Below are 20,011 nucleotides of genomic sequence, written 5' to 3'. Positions count from 1 at the left end.
CCCCGCCCAAGGAGATCGGCATGTCGCTCATCACTCCGCCACCCGCCGCGCCCGACACCGACGCGCTCGTCGATTTCGTGGTGCATGCCCAACTCATGCTCGATCCGGCGACGCCCGAACCTGTGCGCTGCCAGGCTGAGCCGCGACTGCTCGCCCTGCTGCCGACGCTGCACGCGCTGGGCGTGTTCGATCTGTTCTCGATCCGCGATCCGGCGCTGGCCACGCTGGTGCGCGATGAGCTGGCGGCGCGCCAGGCACGGGCCGCCTGACCCTTGCTCGAACAAATGTCGCTGCCACGATATTTGCCTTGACAAATATTCTTACGGCAATAGAATGCGCGGCATGGAAAACGAGTCGCTCCCTTACACCGCCCACGAAAGCCTGGGTGTTCTGCTTGGCCTGGTGCGCTCGGAAATCGTGCGCGCGATGGAGGCCGAGCTGGCGGCGTTGGGCGTGGAGCTGCGTTTCACCCAGTTCCTGATCCTCAAGCGGCTCGCCCGGCTGGGGCCGATGACCGCCTCGGAACTGGCCCGTGCGGTCGAGCTCGACGGCGGCGCCATGACTCGCCAGCTGGATCAGCTCGAAGGCAAGGGCTACCTGCGCCGCTGCCCGCACGAACAGGACCGGCGCGCGCTGCGCATCGAGCTGACCGAACAGGGCAATGCGCTGTGGCAACAGCTGACCGACTGCAACGAGCGCGTGCTGGAAGCGGCACAGCGCTCGCTCGGCGAAGCCGAACGCCGGCACCTGCACGACTACCTGACGCGCGTGTTGCACGCGTTGCGCGTCAAAGACTGACTCTCACCCGGAATTCCCATACATGCGTCTGCAACTTCTTGCGGCGACCACCGCACTGACCCTCGTTCTGGCCGGTTGCGCCAGCAGCGGCGGCCTGCATCCGGACGGCAAGCTGCTCGAACCGTCCACGCTGAAGGCCCAGCGCAGCCTGGGCGAAGCCACGCTCACGCCGGCCGCCTGGCCGGACCGGGCATGGTGGAGTGGCCTTGGCGATGCGCAGCTGGATGCCCTGATCGACGAAGCGCTGGCCGGCAACCCGGGCCTGGCCGCGGCCGACGCGCGTGCCCGCGCCGCCCAGGCGGCGGCCGGCCTCGCCGACGCGGCGCGCCAACCGCAACTTGGTCTGGGCGCCAGCGTGGCCGGTGCCAAGCCGCCGTCGGGCCTGCTCGGCGAGAACGCGCATTTCTCGGTCGCCAAGTTCGGCTACCTCAGCTTCGATTGGGGCCTGGACCTGTGGGGCGGCCAGCGCGCCGCATGGGAAGCGGCGCTGGGCCAGGCCCGCGCCGCCGAGGTCGAGGCGCGCGCGGCGCGCATCGAGCTGTCGGGCAACGTCGCGCGCGCCTATGCGCAGCTGGGCTATGCGTTTGCCCGGCACGACCTGGCGCAGGACGAACTCGAGCGCGCCGGCAAGGCGCGCGAGTTGACCGCCCAGCGCGTCCGCGCCGGCCTGGACAGCCAGTTGCAGCTCAAGCAGGGCGACGCCGAGGTGGCCACCGCCGAACAGCAGTTGGCAGTCGCCCAGCGCGCCATCGACGCGGCCCGCTCGGCATTGTCGGTGTTGCTCGGCAAGGGCCCGGACCGTGGGCTGGACATCGCCCGTCCGCAGCCGCTGACGCCCGATGCCGTGGCGGTGCCGACCAACCTGCCGGTCGAGCTGGTCGGTCACCGCGCCGACCTGGTCGCCGCGCGCTGGCGCGTCGAGGCGGCCGGCCATGACGTCGCCGCGGCCAAGACCGAGTTCCTGCCCAACGTGAAGCTGGGCGCCATGGCGGGCCTGCTCGCCATGGGCGGCAACCCGCTGCTTCGCGCCTCTTCGCTGTTCTATCAGGCGGGCCCGTCGCTCAGCCTGCCGATCTTCGACGGCGGCCGGCTGCGCGCGAATCTTTCGGCCAGGGATGCTCACTACGACCTGGTCGTGGCGCAGTACAACCAGACCCTGGTCGGCGCGCTCAACGAGGTCGCAGACGATTACGCCGCGCAGCAGTCGCTGGTCACCCAGGTCGCGGCACAACAGCGCGCGCTGGATGCCGCCAACGACGCCTGGCGCCTGGCCGAGCAGCGCTATCGCGCCGGCGTGGGCAGCTACCTGGAGGCGCTCAGCGTGCGCCAGCAATTGCTTCTGGCCGAGCAGCGCATGGCCGCGCTCAAGGCACAGCAGGTCGACCTTTCGGTGCAGCTGATCCAGGCCCTCGGCGGCGGCTACCGCCCAGAGTCGACGGCCGGCCAGCCCACCGCATCCACCCCTTCCGCCCCCGCTCATTCCTAAGGCTTCTCCATGTCCACCCAGCCTGCTTCCCAACCCAACGGCGCCGCCCCTGCGCCGGCCGCGAAGAACAAGCGCGGTTTCCTGCTGCGCGCGCTCGGCGTGGTGGTGCTGCTCGCCCTGATCGGCTGGGGCCTGTGGTACTACTTCGATGGCCGCTGGTACGAGGGCACCGACGATGCCTACGTCAACGGCAACATCGTGCAGATCACCCCGCAACTGCCGGGCACCGTGGTGTCGATCGGCGCCGACGACGGTGACCGCGTCAAGGCCGGCCAGACGCTGATCGAGCTGGACCCGAGCAACGCGCAGGTTGCGCTGGCCGAAGCGAAGGCCAACCTCGCCAGCACCGTGCGCAAGGTACGCGGCCTGTACAGCACCGTGACCGGTGCGCAGGCGGACGTCGCCGCGCGCAAGGTGGCGGTGCAGAAGGCCCGCGCGGACTACAACCGCCGTCGCGACCTGGCCAGGTCCGGTGCGATCTCGGCCGAGGAGCTGGCCCACGCCCGCGACGAGATGACCGCCGCCGAAAGCGCGCTGAACGCGGCGACGCAGCAATACCAGACCAGCAAGGTGCTGGTCGACGACACCGTGGTCGCCTCGCATCCGGACGTCCAGACGGCCGCGGCCAAGCTGCGCGCCGCTTACCTCGACGCCATGCGCACCACCATCGTGGCGCCGGTCGACGGTTATGTCGCCAAGCGCTCGGTGCAGCTGGGCCAGCGCGTGGCCCCGGGCACGCCGCTGATGGCGGTGGTGCCGCTCAACGCGGTATGGATCGACGCCAACTTCAAGGAGACCCAGCTGACCGAGATGCGCATCGGCCAGCCGGTGGAGATCCACGCCGACGTGTACGGCGGCGACGTGACCTACAAGGGCATGGTGCAGAACCTGGGCGTGGGCACCGGCAGCGCCTTCTCCTTGCTGCCGGCGCAGAACGCCACCGGCAACTGGATCAAGATCGTGCAGCGCGTGCCGGTGCGCGTGGTGTTCGCCGACCCGGGTCAGCTGGACAGGCACCCGCTGCGGATCGGCCTGTCCACCGACGTGACGGTCAACCTGCACAACCAGCAGGGCTTGATGCTGGCGGTCGAGCCGCCGTCCAAGCCGGCCTTCAGCACCGACGTGTACGAGAAGCAGCTGCACAAGGCCGACGACCTGATCGCGCAGATCATCCACGCGAACATGGCCGGCAGCGGCAAGTAATCCACCTGCAGGAGCGCCCGTGGGAGGCGACCGGACATTTCGGTCGCGCCCAGGGCCGCTCCTGCAAGAGAGCGAATCCCTGCGATGACTACCCAATACCGTCCGCCCAGCATGGCGCTCACCACGGTCGGCATTTCGCTGGCCACCTTCATGCAGGTGCTGGACACCACCATCGCCAACGTGTCCTTGCCGACCATCGCCGGCAACCTCGGCGTGAGCGTCAACCAGAGCACCTGGGTGATCACCTCCTTCGCCGTGAGCATGGCGATCTCGCTGCCGCTGACCGGCTTCCTCACCCGTCGTTTCGGCGAGGTGAAGCTGTTCATCTGGTCGACTCTGCTGTTCGCGCTGACCTCGTTCCTGTGCGGCGTGTCGCAGAGCATGGGGATGCTGATCCTGTTCCGCGCGATCCAGGGCGCGGTGGCCGGACCGATGTACCCGATCACGCAAAGCCTGCTGATCTCGATCTATCCGCCCGCCAAGCGCGGCATGGCGCTGGCGCTGCTGGCGATGGTCACCGTGGTCGCGCCGATCGCCGGCCCGATCCTGGGCGGCTGGATCACCGACAACTATTCCTGGCCGTGGATCTTCTTCATCAACGTGCCGATCGGCATCTTCGCCAGCATGGTGGTGGGCAACCAGATGCGCGGGCGGGTGGACAAGACCGAGCGCCCGAAGATCGACTATGTGGGACTGATCACCCTGATCATCGGCGTGGGCGCGTTGCAGGTGGTGCTGGACAAGGGCAACGACGAGGACTGGTTCAACTCCACCTTCATCATCGTCACCAGCATCGTCTCGGCGATCAGCATCGCGATCTTCCTGATCTGGGAACTGACCGACAAGGACCCGATCGTCGACCTCAAGCTGTTCCGCCACCGCAACTTCACCTACGGCACGATCGCGCTGATCCTGGCTTACGCGGCGTTCTTCGCGATGAGCCTGCTGATGCCGCTGTGGCTGCAACGGAACCTGGGCTACACCTCGACCTGGGCCGGCTTCGCCACCGCGCCGATCGGCGTGCTGCCGGTGCTGCTGACCTTCTTCGTGGGCAAGTTCGCGCCGAAGTTCGACCTGCGCGCGGTGGCGTCGGTGGCCTTCATCGTGCTGGGCGTGACCTGCTTCATGCGCTCGGATTTCTACATCGGCGTGGACTTCTACCACGTGGCGCTGGTGCAGCTGATCCAGGGCCTGGGGGTCGCGCTGTTCTTCATGCCGATCCTGACCATCCTGCTCTCGGACCTGCAGCAGAACGAGATCGCCTCGGGCTCGGGCCTGGCGACCTTCCTGCGTACGCTGGGCGGCAGTTTCTCCGCTTCGATCACCACGCTGTTCTGGGAACGCCGCGCGGTAGCCCACCACGAGCAACTGGTCGAGCACATCACCGCGTACGATCCCGGCACGCGCGCGGCGATGGATTCGATGGGCGACCCCCAGAGCGCCGCCGCCATGATCAACCAGATGGCGACCCAGCAGGGCTATCAGATCTCCTTCAACGAGGTCTTCCACGTGCTGGGCTGGGTCTTCATCAGCCTGGTGCTGGTGATCTGGTTGACCCGGCCACCATTCCTCGCCAAGGCCGGGCCTGCGGCCAGCGGCGGACACTGAAAAAAAGAAGGCGCCCGCGGGCGCCTTTCTTTTTGCAGGGTGGCTTCAGCCCACCGTTCCTACAAGCAGCGCGTCCGTCCCGATGATGGGCTGAAGCCCACCCGACGTGCGTGTGTTCAAAGATCGAAACCGATACCTACCAGCGCCATCGTCTCGCCGCGGTTGGGTCCGTTGAGCCCGCCGTTGGACACGTGGCGCAGTTGGAAACTCAGGTGTTCGCCCTGCCAGCCCAGCGTGCTGACGAATTGGTAATGGCTCGACAGCGCCTGAGTGGTGTGATTGGTGCCGGCCAGCTGGAAGCTGAAGAACAGCGGGCGATACCAGGCATCGGGCGCGCCATAGTGGAAGCGAGCGCCGGCCGCCAGCAATGCCACCGAATGGCGGGTGTCGAACTCGGCGTTGCGGTAGCGGCGCACGTCGCGGTTGGCGATCCAGCCGGCGGAAACGTCCGGCGACCAGTCCAGCCGGCCGCTGCTGCCGATCGCGTGCGGCGCGAACGTCGTTTCGACGAACGCCGTGTTGGCGCCATGGTCGTCCATGTAGCTGCGCCCGCCCTGCACCTCCACATGGGCGGCGGCCGCAGGCAGGGCGACGAGGGTCAGGAGCAGTGTCAGCGTGCCGCGCAGACGCGAAGGTGCGTGGAGCATGTGGGGTCCCTTTCCTGGGGCAGGGAAGTTCGTGTACTGAATAGTTTATTTTATCCCGTCATCGCCGGGTGAAGCGCGTCGTGCATGCGGGCGAACGCTGTGTTGCGTGCACGGCACCGGTCGGTCGTAACGGTCATGCCGATCGATGCCGAGCTCCACTGGGCACCACCTGCGGGCGATGCCACTGACCGGCAGCAAAGCGTCGCCCACAAGCGGGCTCCTGCACAGGGCGCCGCTCAGGCGGTCTGCTGCTTGCCCAGCGCCTTGAGCCGCTTCTTTTCCTCCCGCCGCTGCTTGCGCGCGGCCTTGCGGATCTTGCGGTCATGGCCCCACAGGTAGATCGCCGGCGTGCTGAGCAGGGTCAGCAGCTGCGAGACCAGCAGCCCGCCCACGATGGCGATGCCCAGCGGCTGGCGCATCTCCGAGCCGATACCGAAGCCGATCGCCAGCGGCAGCGCCGCGCCCATCGCCACCAGCGTGGTCATGGTGATCGGACGGAAGCGCACCAGCGCCGCTTCGCGGATCGCATCGGGCGGCGCCAGGTTGCGCTCGCGCTGGGCGACCAGTGCGAAGTCCACCATCAGGATCGCGTTCTTCTTGACGATGCCGATCAGCATCAGGATCGCGATGATCGCCATCAGCGAGAGCTGGGTCTGCGTCACCAGCATGGCCAGGAACGCGCCCATGCCCGCGGCCGGCAGCGTGGACAGGATGGTCAGCGGATGGCCGAGGCTTTCGTAGAGGATGCCCAGCACGATGTACATCGCCACGATCGAGGCCAGCAGCAGGATGAGGCCGTTGGACTTGGCCTGTTGCAGGCGCTGGTTGGCGCCGGTGAAGTCGACCCGGAAGCCGTCGGGCAGGTGGACCGCGAAGGCGGCCTGCTCGACCAGTTTGACGCCACGCTGCTGGTCCACGCCCTTGGCCAGGTTGTAGGTGACCGTGGCCGCCTCCAGCTGGTTGTGGTGGCGGATGCGCATCGGCGCGATGTTGGGCTCGATCCGCGCCAGCGCGGAGAGCGGGATCATCTCGCCGCGGCTGTTGCGCACGTGGATGTTGAGCAATGACTGCGGGCTGATCGACTCGGCGCCGGCCGAGGTCAACACCACCCGGTACTGGTTGATGTCCGAATAGATCACCGACACCGGGTTCTGTCCGAACGAGTTGTACAGCGCCGAGTCGATGTCGCCCATGCTCACGTGCAGGCGGCCGGCGGCTTCGCGGTCGACCTTGAGCATCTGCTGCTTGCCGGCCTGGTCGAAGTCGCTGCCGACGTCGCGGAATTCCTTGTTCTCGCGCAGGCGGCGGACCATCTTCAGCGTCCACGGCTGCAGGTCGCCGCCATTGTCGCTGACCAGTTGGAACTCGTACTGGCCGCCCTTGTCGCCGCTGCCGCCACCACCGAGGAACTGCGCGATGCTGAGCTCGACCTCGACGCCGGCAAGCTTGTCCAGCCGCTTGGAAAGGCGTTCGACCACCTCCTTGGCGCCGATGCGACGGTCGCCCGGCGCGTCGCCGCGGGGCTTGAGGTCCATGAACATCTGCGCCGAGTTGCCGACCGCGCCGCCACCGCCGCCGTCGCCACCGAGCATGGTTAGCATGTCCTCGACCGCCGGGTCTTCCTTGATGATCTTCGCCACCTGCAGCACGCGCTCGGTCAGCAGTTCCGGCGAAATGTTGGCATCGGCGGTGACCTGTGCCTGCAACTGGCCGGTGTCCTCATCGGGCATGAAGGTGCCGCCGGCGGTCTTGCCCACGGCAATGCCCAGGAGCACGGTCAACACCAGCAGCAGCAGCGGCTGCCAGCGCATCAGCCGGCGATGGTGCATCGCCCAGTCCAGCGCGCGCTCGTAGCGCTTCAGCAGCGCGCGGTCGAAATTTTCCACCGCGCGCTCGATGCGCCCGGGCGGCGGCGGGTTGACCGGTTCGGCTGTCAGCAGCCGCCCGCACAATGCAGGCGTGAGGGTCAGCGAGACGATCGCCGAAATCACCACCGCCGCGGTCAGCGTTACCGAGAACTCGCGCAGCAGCATTACCAGCATGTTGTTGCCGAACAGCAGCGGCGCGAACACCGCCACCAGCGACAACGTGATCGACACCACCGTGAAGCCGATCTCGCGCACGCCGGTCAGCGCCGCCTGCAGCGGCGGCATGCCGTGTTCCATGTGGCGCACGATGTTCTCGATCACCACGATCGCATCGTCGACCACGAAGCCGATGCACAGCACCAGCGCGACCAGCGACAGGGTGTTGAGCGTGTAGCCCAGCGCCCACATCGCCACGAACGCGCCGGCCAGCGACAGCGGCACGCTCAGCGTGGCGATCAGCGTGGGTCGCAGCCGGCGCAGGAACACCAGCATCACCAGCACCACCATCACGATCGAGATCAGCAGCGCGACCTCCACCTCGTGCAGCGCCGACTTGGTGGTCTGGGTAAGGTCGAACACCGCGTTCATCTGCAGGCTGGCCGGCAGCGAGGCGCGCAGCTGCGGCAGCTTGGCGCGGATCGCTTCCACCGTCGCCACCGCGTTGGCTTCCGGACGCTTGCTGATCTGCAGGCCGACCGTGCGCGCGCTGCCGCTGGCGTCGGCGAACCAGGCACCCTGGTACTTGTCCTGCTGGCCGCCGTAGACGCGGGCGACGTCGGACAGGCGCACCGGCACGCCATGCTTCATGGCGATCAGCAGGTGGGCGAATTCGTCCGGCGTCTGCAGGCCATCGCTGGCGGTGACGGTCATCTGCGTGCGACCGTCGCTCAGCGTGCCCTGCGGCGAGGTGACGTTGGCCGCGCGCAACGCGTTGGCTACATCGTTGGAAGTCAGTCCCTTGGCGGCCAGCGCGTCGGTATCGAGCTCGATGCGCACCGCGTGCGGCGTGCCGCCGAACACCTGCACCTGCGCCACGCCCTGGATCTGCGAGACCGCCGGCTTGATCAGCGTATCGGCCAGGTCGAACAGCTGGTCCTGCGGCATCCCCGAGGAGGTCAGCGTGATGAACAGGATCGGGATCTGCGCCGTGTCGAACTTGAAATACTGCGGCGGACCGGGCATGCCCGAGGGCAGGTCGGGCGCAGCGGCGTTGATCGCCGCCTGCACGTCGCGCGCGGCGCTGTCGGCCGTGCGATCGAAGGTGAAGCGGACCATCACCGAGGCCTGGCCTTCGGTGGCATTGCCGTACATCTCATCGACCCCCGGGATGCGGCCCAGGTGGCGCTCCAGGGGGGCCAGGATCGTACTTGCCATCGTCTGCGCACTGGCGCCCGGCTGGTTGGCCACCACGTAGACGCCGGGGAAATCGAGCGATGGCAACGCCGCCACACCCAGCAGCAGGTAGGCCCAGAGGCCTGCCAGCGTCAGGCCAAGCGCCAGCAGCGAGGTGCCGATCGGGCGGCGGATCAGGGGGGCGAAGATGTTCACGGGGCGTCCGTACCGCGGGGAGGGTGCGCGACAGGCGCCGCGCCGGGATGGCTAGCGTAGCGCGCTGCCGCCACGTGGTTCGTGGGCCAGAGGATGGGCAAGGTCATGCGGCACGTTATGCCGGGCGGTCGCGGCGGAGGATGTGCCTGAAGTCCGGCCCCTGCCGAAAGGCAGGGCCGGATGGTGCCAGACAAACGGATGGGGGCAGGCTTGAGGGAAGTTCACCCCCCCGGCGTGTACCGCAGCGTCAGATACCAGCTGCGACCGGGCTGGTTGAAGTAGTAGACCGTTTCGTAATGCCGGTCGAACGCGTTCGCCAGCCGTGCCTCGACCTGCCAGCCGTCCGCGAACGCGTAGCTCGCGCGCAGGTCGGTGGTCGTATAGCCACCCAGCCGGTGCAGATTGGCCAGGTCGTCGTAGCGCGCGCCGGCGGCAAGCACGGTGGCGCCCACGCCGAACGCGCCGAAGCGGCGGTCCAGTTCCAGTCGCGCGGTGCGTTCCGGACGGCGCGGCAGCAAGTGGCCGTCATTGGCACCGCCATCGCGGTTCTCCGGACGCTGCAGCGTCAGGTAACTCTCCACCCGCCAGCCGGCGAGCGCCGTGCCGGCCTGGGCCTCCAGCCCGCGGATGCGCGCGCGGCTGATGTTGCGGGGGAAGTAGTTGGTATCCAGCGAGATCAGCTGGTCGATGGTGGTCTGGTAGGCGTTGAGCGCCCAGTGCCAGCCGCGATGCTGCTGTGCCAGGCCGAGTTCGGCGCTGCGCGAGGTTTCCGGCTGCAGGTCCGGGTTGCCGCTGCCGTAGGGGTAGTACAGGTCGTTGAAGGTCGGGGCGTGGAAGGCGGTGCCCCAGCTGGCCGACAGCTTCAGGCCGTGGTCGAACGCGTAACCCCACGCCGCCGCGCCGGTGGTATGACCACCGAATTGCTGGTTGTCGTCGCGGCGGAGCGACAGCTGCACTTCGTGGCGACCGAAGTTGCCCTGGTACTGCGCGTAGCCGCCGGTGTCGCTGCGGCTGTCGTCCAGGTAGCCGGTATCGCTGGACAGGTGCTCGCGCTGCCAGTCGACGCCCAGCGTCAGCAACTGGTTGTCCGCCAGGCTCAGGTCGTTCTGCCAGGAGGCCTGGTTGCGGCGCGAGTTGCCGTAGCGCACGAACACGCCGTCGTTGTCGGTGTGCTGCTCGTCGAGGCTCTGACCGGCCGCCAGGGTGACCTTCCAGGAGGAAAGCGGATCGAAGCCCAGCTGAGCGCCGGCGACCTGCTGGCGGTTGTGGTGCTGGTTGCCGTAGGGCGCGCCGTCGAACTCCACGCGGCTGTCGCTGCGCAGCCAGGTCGCGCTCAGTTCCGCGCCGTTGTCCCAGCGGTAGCCGGCGTTGGCCAGGGCATTGCGGTTGCGGTAGGCGTCGGCGTCCGGCTCGTCGGTGAAGCAGCCGGCGAAGACAGTTCCCGCACCCACGCGGCAGGCGTTGATGCCGCGGGTGTATTGGCCGCCGAGGCTCAGGTTGTACCAGGCGTGTGTGTCGCCGCCGGCCAGCCCGAACTGCCCATCGGCGTAGCCGCGGCTGCCGGCACCCAGGCGCAGCGATGGCGCAAGGTTGCCCTCGCGCGGTCCGTGCCGGGTGAAGATCTGGATCACGCCGCCGATCGCGTCGGCGCCATACAGGCTCGAGCGTGGCCCGCGCACCACTTCGATGCGCTCGATCTGGTCCAGCGGCAACTGGTCGAAGGCGGGAATGCCGGCGCTGACCGTGCCCACGCGCACGCCGTCGATCAGCAGCAGCGTGTGGGAGGAATTGGTGCCGCGCAGGAACAGCGAGCTTTGCTGGCCCAGCCCGCCGGCCTGGGCGAAGGTCACGCCGGGCAGGCCCTGGAGCAGGTCGATCAGCGAGACTGGCTGCAGCCGGTCGATGTCATCGCGGGTGATTACGGTGACCGATGACAGCGCGTCGTCGACGGTGATCGCGGTGCGCGTGGCGGTGACGATCACCGGCGACAGCGCGACCGGGTCCGTGGTGTCGGTCGCCAGCGTGGCGAACGAGCTGCCGCACAGGGCGACGGCAAGCAGTGTCTTCTTCATGGATATGTGCGTTCCTTGGCCGGGCGCCCACGCACGGCCTCAAGCGTGGATGAGCTGGCGGCCGGAGGCAGGGGGGAACGACGGGCAGGCGCAAGGCCACGCACGAGGTCCGGCCCGCCCACCGCAGGTCCACCAGGCAAACGCTTCGGGCCGGTCTCCGGGCTCGCGGGCGCAGGCGGTGTGCCTGCCGGGCGGCGCCTTCCCATGCTCATGAGCACAGTGGCGTGGTGCCGTCCGTTCGACTCGCTTACCGTTGCGGGGGCAGCGCCGGCCTTGTTGTGCATCGCACAACGCACCGGCTTCCCGTTTCATCCCTGGGCAGAAAGCCCCGGGACACCCGAAACGAAGCAAATGTTACCTAAAACAGAAGCCTGGTCGCGAATCGGGCTTTGCTGGCCGGCAGTTGAACCGCACGTTTTATCTTTGTGGTAATTGCTAAGAAAAAGTTGACATTGCGTTAGCCACGGCGTTAGGTTGCCCTAGCGAATCTCGTGGTTACGTGGTTTGCAGGCAACGAAGGAACGCTGGGGCGAGGCCCGTAACGGTAGACACCGTGAACCGGGCACTGGAAAGCGTCTTGTAGTTGGTATCCCGGTGTGCTGGTCCTAGGCCTGCCGCCTGGTTTTTTTAAATGACTCTTATGGGTCGATCTGGGGAGATCTCTCAATGAATACGCGTTACATGTCGCGTCGGGCCCTGCCCCGACGCACTGCATTGACGGTGGCGATGGCCATGGGCCTGGGCTTCACCGGCCTCGCGCTCGGCCAGGCCACCACCGGCAGCATCTTTGGCACTGCGCCGGTCGCCGCAGGCGAAACGGTCATGGTCCAGAGCGCCAGTGGCGCCACCCGTGAAGTCGCCGTGGACGAGAGCGGCCGCTACTCGGTCACCGTGCCGGTCGGCCGCTACACGGTCACCCTGCGCAAGGATGGCCAGACGCTCGCCACCCAGGAAAACGTTGCCGTCTCGCCGGGCAGCGGTACCCAGGTGCCCTTCGCCGCCGCGACTGCGGAAAACGCGCAGAACCTCGGCACCGTGCAGGTGGTGGCCAGCGCGCTGCCCGCCATCGACGTGACCAGCGTCAACTCCAGCACCATCATTACCGCGGCCGACCTGGCCAAGCTGCCGGTGACCCGCAACGCGGAATCGATCGCGCTGCTCGCTCCCGGCACCGTCAAGGGCAGTAGCTACTTCGCCAACGCGGTGGCGTTCGGCGGCTCGAGCGTGTCCGAGAACGCCTACTACGTGAACGGCTACAACACCGGCGAGCCGTACCGCAACATCGGCGGCTTCCAGCTGCCCTACGGCGCGATCGACCAGCAGGAAACCCTGACCGGCGGCTACAGCGCCAAGTACGGTCGTTCCGACGGTGGCGTGATCAACCAGATCGGCAAGCGCGGTACCAACGAGTGGCATTTCGGTGGCCAGGTCGTCTGGCAGCCGCGCTTCCTCGAGGCGAGCCCGCGCAACAACTACTACGGCAATCCGGCGATCCCGGCCCCGATCTCCAACCCGACCAGCCCGGACGGCCAGACGCACTATGAGCTGGAAGATCCGAGCAAGGTGGGTACGCTGCGCCAATACCGCAACGACAACAAGGAATGGGAGACGGTCTACTCGGCGTACGCCGGCGGCCCGCTGATCAAGGACAAGCTGTTCATGTTCTTGGCCGGCGAGATGACCAAGAACCACAACACCGACGTCCAGTCGGTCGACCTGGGTCGCGTCCAGTACAACGAGGACAAGGACACCAAGTTCTACGGCAAGTTGGACTGGAACATCACCGACAACAACGTCCTTGAGCTGACCATGCTCAAGAACAACCAGACCACCGGTCGCGGCAACACCTACAACTTCGATTACGACACGCTGCAGGCCACCGATCTCAACTCGGCCAACGACGTGACCAAGGACAATGCAACGTTCTACATCGGTCACTTCACCAGCTACATCACGGACGACGCCACGCTGAGCGTTGTCTACGGCAAGGCGCATTTCAAGAACCCGACCACGTACGGCAACGATTGCCCGTATCCGTTCATCTCGCGTCCGTACAACCAGGACCCGACGTTGAACGGTGGTACGCCGATCACCAACTGCCAGACGAACACCACCTGGGCTTCGGCCAACGCCGAGAACTCCACGCGCGGCCTGCGCGTCGACTTCGATTACCGGCTGGGTGACCATGATCTGGGCGTCGGCATCGACAACATGTACTACGGCGCCAAGAACCAGGGCCCGTCGCAGACCAACCCGTTCAACCCGTCGGTCGACTACTACTGGCGCTACTACCCGGGCTACGTCATGCAGCGCCAGATCGGCTGGCAGACCAGCATGACGATGTCGCAGAAGGCCTGGTACATCCAGGATGCGTGGCAGGTCAGCTCGAACCTGTTGCTGAACATCGGTATCCGCAACGACCACTTCACCAACAACAACGACGTTGGCGAGTCGTTCGCGGACCTGAAGAACCAGTGGGAACCGCGTATCGGCGTGAGCTGGGACGTGAACGGCGACTCCACGCTCAAGGTCTACGGCAACGTCGGCCGCTACTACCTGGCGCTGCCGGACAACGCCGCGGAACGTGCCGCGAACCGTTCGACCTACATCCTGAACTACTACACCTACACCGGCATCGATGCGAACGGCATCCCGACCGGTCTGGTGCAGTTCGCGGGCCCGCTTTCGCCCGATGGCGAGTTCGGCCTGCCGAAGGACCCGCAGCAGGTCACCGCGCGCAACCTGAAGCCCGAGTACCTGGACGAGTACATCGCCGGCTTCGACATGCAGGCCAACGACAGCTGGACGTTCGGCGCCAAGGCGATGTGGCGTGACCTCAAGAGCGCCATCGACGACGAGTGCTCGGCGTTCCTGATCGCCGCCAAGATGGACAAGATGGGCCTGAATTCGGCCGATTACTCCGATTCGATCTATGGCCCGGCCTACTGCCGCCTGATCAACCCGGGACAGACCAACAACATGCTGGTCACGTCCAACGACGGCGCCAGCAGCGTCATCGTGCCGATGACGATGGACGACTGGGGCTACCAGCAGGGTGTCAAGCGCAAGGTCGGTTCGCTGAACCTGTACCTGGAGCATCCGTTCGACGGCAAGTGGCAGGCGCGCGTCGATTACACCTTCACCCGCGGCTTCGGCAACACCGAGGGTCAGGTGCGTTCGGACTTCGGCCAGGGCGACGTGTCCAAGACCGAAGACTGGGATGCCTGGCAGCTGATGGACGGCCAGAACGGCGAGCTGATCAACGTGCACAAGCACCAGATCCGTCTCCGCGGCGCCTACCAGATCACGCCTGAGTGGTTGGTCTCCGGCACCCTGCTGGCCCAATCCGGTACCCCGGAATCGTGCCTGGGCTACTACGGCCCGACCGGTGTCGAGGATCCGGCCGGCTACAACGGCGGCGGCAGCGGCAACTACCACTGGTGCGCCGGCGTCCGTACCCCGCCGGGCAAGAGCCACACCCCGTGGACGAAGCCGCTCAACCTGGGCATCCACTACAACCCGGCGTTCGCGGACCACAAGCTCGGCATCAACCTGGACATCTTCAACGTCTTCAACGAGCAGAAGGCTGTTCAGACGGATCCGACGTTTGCCAACGCGTACAACAACTTCGGCGTCGACCCGAAGGTCGATCCGGATACGATCTACATCAACAATGGCTATCACGGCCCGATCTTCTTCGAACAGCCGCGGACGGTTCGCCTGTCCCTGACCTACGATTACTGATCGATCCGGCTAAGTTCAGCCACGAAGCCACCGGCCGCGAGGCCGGTGGCTTTTTTCTTGGGTCGGCCGCAGCGCGTGGATGATCGGCGCAGCCGATGGCTGCCGTGTGACCGGTCGGTTAGGCGGCCCGCGGGATCCGGGTCGGGTGCAGGCCGATGCCTGCCGGCCTCAGGAATCGCCGGCGGCAAGCGCCATCCGCAATGGCTCGAGCTGGCGCTCGTAAAGCTGCCACTGGCCGAGCCCGCGGGTATGGATCGATTCCCGTACCTGCGCACTGCTCGGTGTGGCCACGGGAGCGGCGTTGCGCTCAGGACGCAGGCAGGCGTCTTCCACGGCGAGCCCGCAATGGGTGAGAACGCGGCCGATGGTCGCCGCGGGATACTGAACCAGGTCGGCATACGACACATCGAGCATCGCGCCGGGCATCCCGTCGTGCCAATGGCGCGCCAGACGCTCGTACTGGCGGTGATGATGGGCCAGCGCTTCCAGATCGTAGCTGTAGGGCGAGACATTGCCGAACATCGCCTTGAAGTTGGAAAAGCACGTGTCCATCGGCTCACGCACCATGTGCAGAATGGGCGCGTGGGGCAGGGCTCGGCGGATGAACGACACCAGCTGAATGTTCGCCGGCAACTTGTCGATGTAGAAATCGCGACCCTGCGCTCGCCACTGCGTCTGTGCGAGATAGCGCGCGCCCAGCGCACGGTAGTCGATGTCGGAGCTGCGGCCGATGATGTGCAGCAAGCCCTTCGCCTTGGCCGGCACGACATCGGCGACCCAGTGCAGTTGGCGCCAGAAATCGATGATCTCGCCCGCCGACGTGACCCTCGAATGACTCGAGAGGATGCGATCCAGCAATGTCGTGCCGGACCTTGGCATGCCGACGATGAAGATGGGCGTGGGCCCGTCGGACGTTGCGGTGCCGATCCGGCGCACGGGCATGCGTATCAGCGCGTCGGTGACAGCAACCTCCGCGGCCGCGTCGTATGGATTCAGGCGGTGCATCAACGCGTTGCAGCGTTCCAGCGCGGGCCAGGCTTCGTCGTGCCGACCGAGGTCGTCCAGCGTCTTGAACAGCGCGTACTCGAACTCGGCGCGCACAAAGGCTTCTGCCGGCCCGGCCGTCGCGGCGGGCAGCCGGTCCAGCTGCTCCCGCCACTGCTCCAGCCGGTTGGATTCGGGCCTCTGCCGCTGCAGGTTGGCCAGCACCATTGCCGCGTCACCGAAGGCAGGCCATCGACGCAGGCACTCCTCCAGCACGCGGCAGGCTCCGTCGATGTCGCCGCTGAACTGCAGCAGCATCGCGTAGAGATGCCTCTCCTCCGGCGCACTCGCGCCCGCCGCCATCGCCTTGTCCATCAAGGCCTTCGCGACAGCGACCTCGCCGAGGGCAAAACGCAGGTTGGCCTGAGCCACCAGCAGACCGGCCGGCGGATCGGGCGCGAGCGCAAGCAGGTCGAGGGCGGCGCGCGCCGCGACGACCTCGCCACGAGCGATCAGGTGCTGCACCAACGCGATGATCAGCGGGGCATTGCGGGGAAGGCGCCGAGCGGCCTGCAGCAAAGGGGCGGTCGATGCCTGCAATCGCCCTTGCCGGAACAACACATCGGCCAGGTCGATGCTCGCCGCCAGGTCATGCGGCGCCTGCTGGATGATGGCCTCCAGCAAGGCCTGGGCCTGGGCTAGCTGATGTGCCTGCACGTGGCTGCGCGCGCGGGCGCGCAACTGTTCCAGTGCGCGCGGATCGGTCGTTGCGTTCATCCGCTCATACTAGCCTGCGGCACGGTGCCCGGCGGAGCGATCACGGACGCAATCGCGTCAATCGGTATGCAGTTCGGCCACGAAATCGTAGATGTCGCCGCGATACCACGAGCTGGTGAATTCCACCACGCGGCCATCGTCCAGGAAGCTGCGCCGCTCGATGCTCAGGCCCGCGCTGCCGGCGGCCACGTGCAGCAGGCGGGCGTGCTGGGCGCTGAGCGAGACCGCGCGCAGGCGCTGCAGGGCGCGGCGCGGGCGGGCGTTACGTTGTTCCAGCGCTTCGTAGAGCGAATCGCGCACCGCCATGGGATCGGGCAGCACGCTGGCGGGCACCACGCTGCGCTCGATCGCCAGCGGCTCGTCGCCGGCATAACGAACGCGGTGCAATCGCACCACCGCGGCGCCGGGCGACAGGTTCATCGCCATCGCTTCCTCCGGCGTGACCTCGCCGATACCGCGCTCGAAGAACTCCGAGCGCGGATTCAGGCCGCGCGCGCGCAGGTCCTCGGTGAAGCTGGTCAGGCGCGACATCGGCTTGACGATGCGCTCGGCGACGAAAGTGCCGGCGCCGTGGCGCTGGGTCAGCAGGCCTTCTTCGACCAAGCCGGCGATGGCCTTGCGCACGGTCACGCGCGACAGGCCCAGCGCATGCGATAGATCGCGCTCGCTGGGTAGCGCCTGGCCCGGTTCGATGTCGCGGTGCTCGACCACGGTGCGGATCGCCCGGCGCAACCTCAGATAAGCCAGCGGCTGGCGCGTGTCGGGGCTGTCGCAGAGACGGCGGTATTCGGCGGCAAGCGCGGTTTCCATGCCGGAACCATACCAATCTCACACCATTTGCGGCAAGCCGCGATGAAAACGTATGCATGGCGTCCACGCACGGCTGCGTAATCTGGTATTTCACTGGTACCATCGTCGGCGCCAAGGCGGGATGACCCATTCCGTCTGCCCAACACGCAATCGAGGTGAAACCGTGACGGCTTCCCCCCCGCCCGTCGATCCGTTCGACCTGGTGATTTTTGGTGGCACCGGCGACCTGGCCCTGCGCAAGTTGCTGCCGGCGCTGTTCCACCGGTTCGTGGATGGCCAGCTGCCCGCCGCCAGCCGGATCATCGGCGTGGCGCGCGAAGGCCTGGACGATGCCGGCTACCGTGGCCTGGTGCGCGACGTGCTCGCCGACGGCGGCGCCGCGGATGACCGCATCGATGGGTTCCTGCCGCTGCTGCACTACCTGCCGCTGGACGCGCGCAAGGACGAAGGCTGGGATGCGTTCGCCGCGCTGGTCGACGAACAGCCCGACCACATCCGCGTGTTCTATCTCTCGACCTCGCCGGAACTGTTCGTCGACATCTGCGACCGGCTCGGCGCCAACGGCCTCAATGGACCGAACTCGCGCGTGGTGCTGGAGAAGCCGATCGGCCGCGACCTGGCCAGCGCGATGTGCATCATCGAGGCGGTCGGGCGCGTGTTCTCCGAAGCGCAGACCTTCCGCATCGATCATTACCTCGGCAAGGAGACGGTGCAGAACCTGCTGGCGCTGCGCTTCGGCAATGCCCTGTTCGAACCGCTGTGGAACGCCGGCCACATCGACCACGTGCAGATCACCGTGGCCGAAACGCTGGGGCTGGGCCGTCGCGCCGGCTACTACGACCGCGCCGGCGCATTGCGCGACATGGTGCAGAATCACATGCTGCAGCTGCTGTGCATGGTGGCGATGGAGCCGCCAGCCTCGCTCTCGCCCGATGCCGTGCGCGACGAGAAGCTCAAGGTGCTGCACGCGTTGAAACCCATCGACATGCGCAACAGCGCGCAGCTCACCGTGCGCGGCCAGTACAAGGCCGGCGCGATCGATGGCGAGCGCGTACCCGGCTACCTGGAGGAGCTGGACGACGGCCAGTCCAACACCGAAACCTTCGTTGCGCTGAAGACGGAGATCGCCAACTGGCGCTGGGCCGGCGTGCCGTTCTACCTGCGCACCGGCAAGCGGTTGTCCGCGCGGTTGTCGGAAATCGTGGTGGCGTTCAAGTCGGTGCCGCATTCGATCTTCGACGCCTCCGCCGGGCCGCTGGCGCACAACCGGCTGGTGCTGCGGCTGCAGCCGGACGAAGGCGTCAAGTTGTGGCTGACCATCAAGCACCCCGGCCCGGGCGGCCTGCGCCTGCGCCACGTGCCGCTGGACATGAGCTTCGTCGAAGCCTTCGGCGTGCAGCAGCCAGACGCCTACGAGCGACTGCTGCTGGATGTGGTGCGCGGCAATCCCACGCTGTTCATGCGCCGCGACGAAGTCGAGGCCGCCTGGCGCTGGATCGATCCGATCCTGGGCGCCTGGGGCGCGGCCGGCGAGCCGCCGCGCCCGTATGCGGCCGGCAGCTGGGGACCGAGTGCGGCGGTCGCGCTCATCGAGCGCGACGGGCGCACGTGGAATGAAGACAGCGAATAGCGGGAGGCTTCACCGGATGCTGGCAACGCGCTCCCGACACTGTCGAACCCTTCCATCGCCAGTGCGCCCATGACGATCTCGATCAACGCCGACAGCCATCACTTCGCGGACAGCCATGCGCTCGCCATCGCCCTGGCCGAGCGCGTCGCCGACCGCCTGCGCGCGGGGTTGCTCGAGCGCGACTTCGCGCTGCTCGCCGTGTCCGGCGGACGCACGCCGCTGCATTTCTTCGACCTGCTCTCGCGGGCGCCGATGGACTGGTCCCGCGTGCAGGTGACCCTGGTCGACGAGCGCTGGGTGGACGAGAGCGATCCGCGCTCCAACGCGCGGCTGGTGCGGGAGCACCTGCTGCAGCACGACGCAGCCGCGGCCCGCTTCGTGCCGCTGTACACCGGCGCCGCTACGCCGGAGGAAGGCCAGGTCGAAGCCAGCCGGCGCATCCATGCGCTGCCGCTGCCGTTCGACGCGGTCGTGCTGGGCATGGGCCTGGACGGCCACACGGCCTCGTTTTTCCCCGGCGGCGACCAGCTGGCGGCGGCGCTGGATCCGAACCAGCCCAGCGGCGTGCTGCCGATGCGCGCGCCCGGCGCCGGTGAGCCGCGCATCACGCTGACGCTGTCCACCCTGCTCGAAACCCGGCACCTGTTCCTGCACATCGAAGGCGAAGACAAGCGCGACGTGCTGGCCCAGGCCCGGCTGGGGCTGGGCGCGGCGGCGCATTATCCGGTGCGTGCCGTGCTGGCGCGCTCGCCGGTGCCGGTCGCCGTCTACTGGTGTCCCTGACTGTCGTTTGATCGCCGGTACGCGTTGGCCGGCAACGTTTTGGAGTTCCTGCA

The 20,011-nt window shown here is 67.2% G+C and carries 13 protein-coding genes and 1 riboswitch; of the genes, 8 read left to right on the top strand and 5 right to left on the bottom strand.

The window, feature by feature from the left end:
* Positions 1-20: 20 nt before the first annotated feature.
* The 5 genes from ACFWZ4_RS07800 (at position 21) to ACFWZ4_RS07780 (ending at position 5,095) form a co-directional block, all read left to right on the top strand.
* Complete coding sequence (locus ACFWZ4_RS07800; protein WP_439704153.1) at positions 21-269, top strand: hypothetical protein; 249 nt, start codon at positions 21-23, stop codon at positions 267-269.
* A 73-nt stretch (positions 270-342) separates the two neighbouring features.
* Entirely contained in the window at positions 343-798 is a 456-nt protein-coding gene (locus tag ACFWZ4_RS07795) for a MarR family winged helix-turn-helix transcriptional regulator (RefSeq protein ID WP_439704152.1), read from the top strand.
* Between the two features lie 22 nt (positions 799-820).
* Positions 821-2,284 carry an efflux transporter outer membrane subunit gene (locus ACFWZ4_RS07790; protein WP_439704151.1) on the top strand — a complete coding sequence of 488 codons (1,464 nt, stop codon included), beginning with the start codon at positions 821-823 and terminating at the stop codon, positions 2,282-2,284.
* Between the two features lie 9 nt (positions 2,285-2,293).
* Positions 2,294-3,487: an HlyD family secretion protein gene (locus tag ACFWZ4_RS07785; RefSeq protein ID WP_439704150.1), complete on the top strand. Its 1,194-nt coding sequence runs from the start codon at positions 2,294-2,296 to the stop codon at positions 3,485-3,487.
* Between the two features lie 84 nt (positions 3,488-3,571).
* Positions 3,572-5,095 (top strand): DHA2 family efflux MFS transporter permease subunit, encoded by a 1,524-nt coding sequence (locus tag ACFWZ4_RS07780; protein ID WP_439704149.1) that lies wholly within the window; start codon positions 3,572-3,574, stop codon positions 5,093-5,095.
* A gap of 116 nt (positions 5,096-5,211) precedes the next feature.
* Here ACFWZ4_RS07780 and ACFWZ4_RS07775 read toward each other — a convergent pair whose 3' ends face one another.
* The 3 genes from ACFWZ4_RS07775 to btuB all read right to left on the bottom strand — a co-directional run bounded on the left by ACFWZ4_RS07775 (position 5,212) and on the right by btuB (position 11,230).
* The gene (locus tag ACFWZ4_RS07775) at positions 5,212-5,742 is read right to left on the bottom strand and encodes an acyloxyacyl hydrolase (RefSeq protein ID WP_439704148.1); all 531 of its coding nucleotides are present in this window, start codon (positions 5,740-5,742) and stop codon (positions 5,212-5,214) included.
* A gap of 236 nt (positions 5,743-5,978) precedes the next feature.
* The gene (locus ACFWZ4_RS07770; RefSeq protein ID WP_439704147.1) at positions 5,979-9,158 is read right to left on the bottom strand and encodes an efflux RND transporter permease subunit; all 3,180 of its coding nucleotides are present in this window, start codon (positions 9,156-9,158) and stop codon (positions 5,979-5,981) included.
* 221 nt (positions 9,159-9,379) lie between these two features.
* Positions 9,380-11,230, bottom strand: a complete 1,851-nt coding sequence (btuB, locus tag ACFWZ4_RS07765) for a TonB-dependent vitamin B12 receptor (protein WP_439704146.1) — start codon at positions 11,228-11,230, stop codon at positions 9,380-9,382.
* A gap of 131 nt (positions 11,231-11,361) precedes the next feature.
* Positions 11,362-11,586: riboswitch (cobalamin riboswitch) on the bottom strand.
* A 310-nt stretch (positions 11,587-11,896) separates the two neighbouring features.
* Between btuB and ACFWZ4_RS07760 the strand changes: the two genes are divergently transcribed.
* Positions 11,897-14,974 (top strand): TonB-dependent receptor, encoded by a 3,078-nt coding sequence (locus tag ACFWZ4_RS07760; protein WP_439704145.1) that lies wholly within the window; start codon positions 11,897-11,899, stop codon positions 14,972-14,974.
* A 168-nt stretch (positions 14,975-15,142) separates the two neighbouring features.
* Here ACFWZ4_RS07760 and ACFWZ4_RS07755 read toward each other — a convergent pair whose 3' ends face one another.
* A complete protein-coding gene (locus ACFWZ4_RS07755; protein WP_439704144.1) occupies positions 15,143-16,735 on the bottom strand; it encodes a tetratricopeptide repeat-containing sulfotransferase family protein in 1,593 nt (530 codons plus the stop codon).
* A 57-nt stretch (positions 16,736-16,792) separates the two neighbouring features.
* Positions 16,793-17,545 (bottom strand): GntR family transcriptional regulator, encoded by a 753-nt coding sequence (locus tag ACFWZ4_RS07750; protein ID WP_439704143.1) that lies wholly within the window; start codon positions 17,543-17,545, stop codon positions 16,793-16,795.
* Positions 17,546-17,708: 163 nt separating this feature from the next.
* Between ACFWZ4_RS07750 and zwf the strand changes: the two genes are divergently transcribed.
* Both zwf and pgl read left to right on the top strand, forming a co-directional pair.
* Entirely contained in the window at positions 17,709-19,175 is a 1,467-nt protein-coding gene (zwf, locus tag ACFWZ4_RS07745; RefSeq protein ID WP_439704142.1) for a glucose-6-phosphate dehydrogenase, read from the top strand.
* A gap of 69 nt (positions 19,176-19,244) precedes the next feature.
* The gene (gene pgl, locus ACFWZ4_RS07740; RefSeq protein WP_439704141.1) at positions 19,245-19,958 is read left to right on the top strand and encodes a 6-phosphogluconolactonase; all 714 of its coding nucleotides are present in this window, start codon (positions 19,245-19,247) and stop codon (positions 19,956-19,958) included.
* Positions 19,959-20,011 lie beyond the last annotated feature (53 nt).

Origin of the sequence: Frateuria sp. GZRe12, assembly GCF_051900535.1 — a bacterium.
Classification (GTDB): domain Bacteria; phylum Pseudomonadota; class Gammaproteobacteria; order Xanthomonadales; family Rhodanobacteraceae; genus Frateuria_A.
Note: the sequence above shows the minus strand (reverse complement) of the source record. Positions and strands in the feature narration are given on the sequence as shown.

Bases quoted from the DNA above. Each gene is read 5' to 3' on its own strand.
- ACFWZ4_RS07800 (WP_439704153.1), top strand. From the start codon at position 21: ATGTCGCTCATCACTCCGCCACCCGCCGCGCCCGACACCGACGCGCTC.
- ACFWZ4_RS07795 (WP_439704152.1), top strand. From the start codon at position 343: ATGGAAAACGAGTCGCTCCCTTACACCGCCCACGAAAGCCTGGGTGTT.
- ACFWZ4_RS07790 (WP_439704151.1), top strand. From the start codon at position 821: ATGCGTCTGCAACTTCTTGCGGCGACCACCGCACTGACCCTCGTTCTG.
- ACFWZ4_RS07785 (WP_439704150.1), top strand. From the start codon at position 2,294: ATGTCCACCCAGCCTGCTTCCCAACCCAACGGCGCCGCCCCTGCGCCG.
- ACFWZ4_RS07780 (WP_439704149.1), top strand. From the start codon at position 3,572: ATGACTACCCAATACCGTCCGCCCAGCATGGCGCTCACCACGGTCGGC.
- ACFWZ4_RS07775 (WP_439704148.1), bottom strand. From the start codon at position 5,742: ATGCTCCACGCACCTTCGCGTCTGCGCGGCACGCTGACACTGCTCCTG.
- btuB (WP_439704146.1), bottom strand. From the start codon at position 11,230: ATGAAGAAGACACTGCTTGCCGTCGCCCTGTGCGGCAGCTCGTTCGCC.
- ACFWZ4_RS07760 (WP_439704145.1), top strand. From the start codon at position 11,897: ATGAATACGCGTTACATGTCGCGTCGGGCCCTGCCCCGACGCACTGCA.
- ACFWZ4_RS07755 (WP_439704144.1), bottom strand. From the start codon at position 16,735: ATGAACGCAACGACCGATCCGCGCGCACTGGAACAGTTGCGCGCCCGC.
- ACFWZ4_RS07750 (WP_439704143.1), bottom strand. From the start codon at position 17,545: ATGGAAACCGCGCTTGCCGCCGAATACCGCCGTCTCTGCGACAGCCCC.
- pgl (WP_439704141.1), top strand. From the start codon at position 19,245: ATGACGATCTCGATCAACGCCGACAGCCATCACTTCGCGGACAGCCAT.